Raw genomic sequence first — 6,805 nt, forward strand, 5'->3', positions numbered from 1 at the left:
TACACCAAATAAACTTGTTTGTGGAACGGGTTCTCCTGCTTCTGACAGCCTAAACCATAATTACTGAGGCTTGGCTTTTTTGAGAGAAGCCTCATAATTCTCACTCATTAACTGATTAACTTCTGGATTGTAAATCCGCAGATAATTCCAGTAATTCTCAAACACCGATTTTACGTATCCTTTCGTTTCAGGAAACGGAATTTTTTCCGCAAAAGCATCCGGGTCACTAAAATTAAACCTCTTCAACCAATCTGATACTGCATTCGGCCCGGCATTGTAACTCGCCACAGCTAACATCGAGTTATTCTTGTACTCGTCGTGAGTGTGATCCAAATACCACGTACCGAGTTTAACGTTGTCGTCCACATTCTCCAATGAATACTTTTTGAGGCTGATTTTCTCAGCAACCCAAGCTGCTGTTTCCGGCATTACTTGCATTAACCCCGTGGCACCAACTGATGATTTAATAGCGGGCATAAACCGCGATTCTTGCCGGATTAATGCGGTTACTAATACTGAATTTATTGTGCGTTCTTTTGACCACTTGACAATGGTTTCTAAGTAAGGAAAAGGATAAAGTGCTTGCCAATAAATCGGTTGCTGTCTCAGAGCGAGGTATTGGGTTCTATCATCTGGTTTGTCGCGCTGCCGCAAACTCCCAACCATCCACAAACCGTCTAAATTGTCTCCGACTCCAATTCGCATTAAACCGTCGGTAAACTGTTCCGCAATACTTGGTTCTACGCGGTCGATAAATTCTACTTGCCACAGATTCCAGGCATCTCTATCTTGACCTAATTGATAGAGTTCTTTCAACGCAGGAGAACCGGCGGTTGGTTCGGGGCGCTGAGGGGGCCGCACTACATTCGGAGACAAATCTCGGACTGTGGTAAAGTCGCCTACGGGCCAGCCGAGAAGTACAGCCGATCGCCACGCAAAATATGATTCTGGATAGCGTAAGAGAGTGTACTCAAACGCAGTCTTGGCGTCTTGTTGGCGGCCGAGTTGCTGTGCCCATTTCCCGACCCAAAATGCTGCTTCTGGAGCTTGTTCGCTGTCGGGATTGTGGGTGGTTAATTCTCTCGCCCACTGCCAAGCTGATTTTAAATCTCCGCCTTTGGCAAACTGCTGGGCGATCGTCCACCGCAATTCGCCTGCTTTATCAGAATTATTGTATTTTGTCAATAGCAACTTCCGGGTTTCTGAGGCGGATTGACCGCTGCGTGCTTTGTCGAGAAGTTGGGATTTATCTAACAAAGCTTCGGGGGCATAATTGGGGAATTTGCTAATAACTCGATCGAGCCAAACGATCGCTTCTTTCGGTTCGCTCAGCCGCGACAGCCGAATTAAACCCAAACCAGTATCTTCAGCATCGGGAAACTCGCGCACTAATTCTTGATAGGCAATTCTCGATTCCGGAATTTTTCCTTCGAGCCACAAACCGCGAGCTTTGCGGTAAAGATTTTTGGGATTGCGGGGAGCTTTCCCGTAAGCAATAGCTCCTTTGCCGTAATCCTGTTTTTCCCAATAGCCAAAGGCAATTTCTTCCCAATCTTCCGGTTTCAAAGCGGCGCCGTTTCGCTGCACAAGTTGTTCCAAAATTGTACCGTAATCTTTGACATAATGACCGTATTTTGCTACGAGCAGCATCAACTCCGGCTGATTGGGATTTTCTTTTAACTTAGCAAGGGCAATTTCTACGCTGCGGGGATGAGCGGGAAATTCAGTAATTGCCTGTTGCCAATATTCCGGTTTTGACTTGCCTAAAACATATAAAGCTTCCGCTGCTACCGGGTCGCTCGGATAGTTTTTGAGCAGTTCCTGCCAAGCTTTTTGGGCTTTGCCTTTGTCGCCGCTCAATTGGTAAGCTTCCGCCCTTTTTAGGGCAATGTGAGCAGCTAAAACCGGATATTCTTGCTCTAATTTGTCCAATAACTTTAATGCTTTGGCCGCATTTCCTTGCTGGATTAAATCGCTGGCAAGCAGGTAGCGGGCGCGGCTTTGAGGGGAGATTTCCTGCTGCGGGTTCGTACTTGCAGACTGACTGGTTGCGAGTTCAACTAATTTCGCCGATCGCTCGCTCGGTGACAGCGATACCAGCATCTTGACTTGCGATTCGGAATTCGCGGCATTCAGGGGCTGCTGAGCCTTCTGGACCGAGCCAAAGCCCATCCATTTCATCGCAGCAACCAAAGAGCCGATCGCAATAACGCAAACTGAAACGCTGATTAAAACAGAAAATCGGGCCCGGCGTCGTTTTAGCATGGGAAAATTTAAGAGAATAAGAATAAAGAACCGATCGTTTGTCAAAAGGCATCACAGACCGGATGGGTGTTCAACGCCATCACAGGTCGGATACCTGTTTAACGAGAAATAAATGTTAAGAGTGGGGCGGGCCCTTTCAGCAGACCCCAAAACAGATTATTGAGATTGGTGCGAGATCCGATCGCAGGCGGACTTGGCTGATATAGTAGCAGAATTTATTTCGATGCGGAGCGGAGAATTTGTGCGATCGATCTATTTACCCGCACAAAGGAAAAACGACAAAGCACCAACTACAAAGTACAATCTAAAATCTAAAATCTAAACTGTAAATCAAAACATGGAATTTCTAGTCACCGATAAACCCGGCTCTGTTTGGACGGGAGACGCCCTGGCAATTGGTTTGTTTGAGGACGCCCTGGAACTCACCGGCGAGCTGGCACAATTAGATGAAAAGCTTGCAGGCACATTGAAAGAGCTGCTACTGGAAGTAGATTTTAAGGGCAAAGCTGGCACGAGCGCCATCACCCGCGTCGGTGGCAATAATCCCATTCGCAAAATTGCGATCGTCGGTTTGGGCAAAACAGAGGACTTAAAATTAGACACCGTGCGGCAAGCTGCGGGTATTTGCGCCAAGTTAGCCAAAAAGGAAAAATGCAAAACCCTCGGAATTAGCTTTCCTGTATGGAACAACGCGCCGGATTCTACAGCAAGCGCGATCGCCGAAGGTGTAGAACTCTCCCTAAATCAAGACAACCGTTTCAAATCGGAACCTGACGACAAAAGCCCGCAAATCGAACAAATTCATTTGCTCGGTTTTGCCGGTACCGAAAGTGCGATCGCCCGCGCCCGCCAAATCACTGCCGGAGTCATTTTAGCACGGGAATTAGTCGCAGCGCCGGCAAATTTTGTCACCCCGATTACAATGGCCGAAACCGCTCAAAGTCTAGCGGCCGAATGCGGTTTAGAATTAGAAATATTGGAGCGGGAAGACTGCGAAAAACTAGGCATGGGAGCTTTTCTCGGCGTTGCCCTAGCATCTGATTTACCGCCAAAATTCATCCACCTCACTTACAAACCCGAAGGCACACCGCGCCGCAAAATAGCAATTGTGGGCAAAGGATTGACCTTTGATTCCGGCGGTTTGAACATCAAAGGAGCCGGCAGCGGCATTGAAATGATGAAAGTAGATATGGGCGGCGCTGCGGCTACTTTGGGAGCGGCAAAGGCGATCGGGCACATCAAACCCGATGTCGAAGTTCACTTTATCAGCGCCGTCACTGAAAACATGATTAGCGGCCGCGCCATGCGCCCTGGAGACATCCTTACAGCTTCCAACGGCAAAACAATTGAAGTCAACAATACCGACGCAGAAGGCCGTTTAACCCTGGCTGATGCTTTGGTATTTGCTGATAAATTGGGAGTTGACGCAATTGTCGATTTAGCAACTCTAACCGGGGCTTGCGTAATTGCTTTAGGCGAAGATATCGCGGGTTTGTGGAGTCCTCAAGATAGCGTCGCCGCCGAAATAGTCGCCGCCTCAGAATTGGCAGGCGAAAAATTTTGGCGAATGCCGATGGAAGAGAAATATTTTGAGGGATTGAAAGCATTGCACGCCGACATGAAAAACACTGGCCCGCGTCCCGGCGGTTCCATTACGGCGGCGCTATTTTTGAAGCAGTTTGTGAAGGATACTGCTTGGGCGCATTTAGATATTGCCGGCACGGTTTGGAGTGACAAAGAAAATGGCTACAATGGCCCTGGGGCTACCGGTTTTGGAGTTCGGACTTTGGTGCATTGGGTGCTGGGCGGCGCTTAATTGTGGATTTCCAGCACAAACATTGAGATGTTGTCTGCCTTAAAAGCCCCTTAGTCCATGAGTGAGCCAGGGGTTTAAGACCCCTGGCTTACAGCTTAAGTCATCTAAAAGTAAACTTAATAGCGATCATTAAAAATTTTAATCTTTCAGAAGCCATAAGTAGGCGAATTTATGTATTCCGTCACTGCGAGGAACGTAAGCGTTGCGAGCCGCGACACGATCGCAATCTCTCATACTTGCCGAAAGCTTTGCTCCCCGGGCCCAACCTAGACTGTTTTGACATTCCCTGAAAAAATAGCTGTTTCATAAAAAATGAAAAAAGTATATAATTATGTAAACATTTCACTAGCAGAAATCAAATAATTATATTTGATCGGATTTGCATTGGTACAGATAACTTTTTTCTTGAACTTTATGCAAGAACAATTAACAATTTTTTTTTCAACACTTGCTGTATCTTCCCCACTCGGCTGCGACGCACTGCCGGAGTTGCGACTGTACGCTGTTTTTGACTCGCTGACGGCACTGGCTTATTGCTCGATCGCCCTATCTTTAGTTTATTTTACCCGCCAAGGTTCTCACAGCAAGATTTTCCGGGTGTTTGCCGTTGGTTTTTTTGCCTGCGGCGCTGCTAAATTGACGGAAGTTTGGACGCTTTGGCATTCCATATATTGGCTGTCGGTAACTCTCAAAGCTGCAAGTGCTTTGATTTCTTTGCTTTTAGCGGCAGTCGCCCTCGCCGTCATGCCGAAAGCACTTGCCGAGTATGGTTTAAATAAAAAAGAAAAGTTTCAACAACAGCCGTTCAAACAGGTAGAAGAAAATCAGCACCAGCATGATATCGAGAAAGGAGAATTGTCACAACAATCGCTAAATTTTTCTTCTTCAGATACTATTGTCGATCGCGCTTTAGCTCTCAATTCGCTTAACGAACAGTTAGAAAAAGAAATTGCCGACCGCCAGCGGGTTGAGGAACAGTTGCAACTGACTCAATGTGCGATCGACCGATCGGCAGATGCGGTATTCTGGATCGGGCCGGACGGTAAATTTTTGTATGTCAACGACGCTGCTTGCTCTTCATTGGGATATTCGGCCGCAGAATTGCTCTCGATGACCGTGCACGACATCAATCCAGATTTTCCCCAAACAGCTTGGAGTTTGCACTGGAAAGTCTTAAAACGCTGCGGTTCGGTTAATATTGAAGTTCACCACCTCACTAAGTACGGTCGTATTTTTCCAGTAGAAATTACGATCGACCATTTGGAATTTAACGGCAAAGAATATCAGTGTGCGTTTGCTCGCGACATTAGCGAGCGCAAGCGGATTGAGGCAGCTTTGCGAGAAAGGGAAGAAGAATTTAGGTCATTAGTTTCTAGCATTCCCGGTGCGGTTTACCGGTGCAGTGCTGCTGGGCGATCGAGCTTAACTTTTATCAGCAGCGGCATCGAAGCTATTTCTGGCTATCCCGCAGATAACTTTATGCAAAAACCGGTGCAGGCTTTTCCGAGTATAGTTCATCCCAATGACGTGCAGCATATCGAGACAACTATCGATCGGGCTATTAAAACAAAACAACCTTACACGCTCGAATATCGCCTGATTCACTGCGACGGAAATGTGCGCTGGGTTGCAGAGAAAGGTCAAGCCATTTTCACCGCAGCAGGTCAAGTTTTATCCCTCAACGGTGCGATTTTTGACATGACAGAGCGCAAAGCAGCGGAGGATGCTTTGAGGCTCTCCGAGGCGATCGCCAACAACAGAGCCCAGCAGCTAGAAATCGCTCTTAAAGAACTCCGAGAAACTCAAGCTCACCTAATTCATACCGAAAAAATGTCAAGTCTCGGTCAAATGGTAGCTGGAGTAGCTCACGAAATTAATAACCCTGTCAGTTTTATCTACGGCAATATTTCCTATGCCAGCCAATATATCAGAGACTTGTTGCAGCTTGTAGAACTTTACCAAAAACACTATCCTCAGCCAGCCGTAGAAATTCAACAATGTATTGATAATATCGATTTAGGATTTCTGAGAGAAGATTTGCTAAAAATATTATCTTCGATGAAAATGGGAGCCGATCGCATTCGCGAAATAGTTCTGAGCTTGCGAAACTTTTCGCGTTTAGACGGCTCGGTAAAAAAGCCTATTAACCTTCACGAAGGCATAGACAATACGCTCATAATTTTGCACAACAAACTGCGAGCCAGAGGCGACTCTCCCGAAATAAAAGTAATCAAAGATTACGGTAAACTGCCATTAATAGAATGTTATGCAGGTCAGCTAAATCAGGTATTTATGAATCTGCTTAGCAACAGTATTGACGCCTTGGAAGATGCTTGCCACCAAAAAAGGCGAGCGGCTGTCGGCGACGATTGGGAACCAACTATTAGCATTCGCACAGAAGCCCTGAACGAAAATAGTATTTGCATCCGCATTGCCGATAATGCGATAGGCATGACAGAAGACGTGCGGAGCCGATTGTTTGACCCGTTTTTCACGACAAAACCGATGGGAAAAGGTACTGGTTTGGGGTTAGCCATCAGTTACCGAATTGTCGTGGAAAAACACGCCGGAGCCCTTAGCTGCCGTTCCGCCCTAGGAGAAGGTACGGAATTTGCGATCGAGATTCCTTTATGAATTAGTCCGACGGAACAACAGTTCGGACATATTTTGGGAGAGTCAGGCTCTGAGAGAGCCGTATTCTAGGAGTTTTCGGTAGTTTGGATT

At 46.7% G+C, this 6,805-nt stretch carries 3 protein-coding genes; 2 read left to right on the forward strand and 1 reads right to left on the reverse strand.

Annotated elements, in window-relative coordinates; genetic code table 11:
* Positions 1-60 precede the first annotated feature (60 nt).
* Positions 61-2,265 (reverse strand): transglycosylase SLT domain-containing protein, encoded by a 2,205-nt coding sequence (locus QUA13_RS25035; RefSeq protein ID WP_333202921.1) that lies wholly within the window; start codon positions 2,263-2,265, stop codon positions 61-63.
* Between the two features lie 337 nt (positions 2,266-2,602).
* On the opposite strand from QUA13_RS25035, the gene QUA13_RS25040 reads away from it, so the two are divergent.
* Both QUA13_RS25040 and QUA13_RS25045 read left to right on the forward strand, forming a co-directional pair.
* Entirely contained in the window at positions 2,603-4,081 is a 1,479-nt protein-coding gene (locus QUA13_RS25040; protein WP_333202923.1) for a leucyl aminopeptidase, read from the forward strand.
* Between the two features lie 414 nt (positions 4,082-4,495).
* Complete coding sequence (locus QUA13_RS25045; RefSeq protein ID WP_333202925.1) at positions 4,496-6,715, forward strand: PAS domain S-box protein; 2,220 nt, start codon at positions 4,496-4,498, stop codon at positions 6,713-6,715.
* Positions 6,716-6,805: the final 90 nt, after the last annotated feature.

This window comes from Microcoleus sp. S28C3, assembly GCF_036700785.1.
GTDB lineage: Bacteria > Cyanobacteriota > Cyanobacteriia > Cyanobacteriales > Microcoleaceae > Microcoleus > Microcoleus asticus.

Coding starts and splice junctions, on each gene's coding strand:
- QUA13_RS25035 (WP_333202921.1), bottom strand. CDS start 2,265: ATGCTAAAACGACGCCGGGCCCGATTTTCTGTTTTAATCAGCGTTTCA.
- QUA13_RS25040 (WP_333202923.1), top strand. CDS start 2,603: ATGGAATTTCTAGTCACCGATAAACCCGGCTCTGTTTGGACGGGAGAC.
- QUA13_RS25045 (WP_333202925.1), top strand. CDS start 4,496: ATGCAAGAACAATTAACAATTTTTTTTTCAACACTTGCTGTATCTTCC.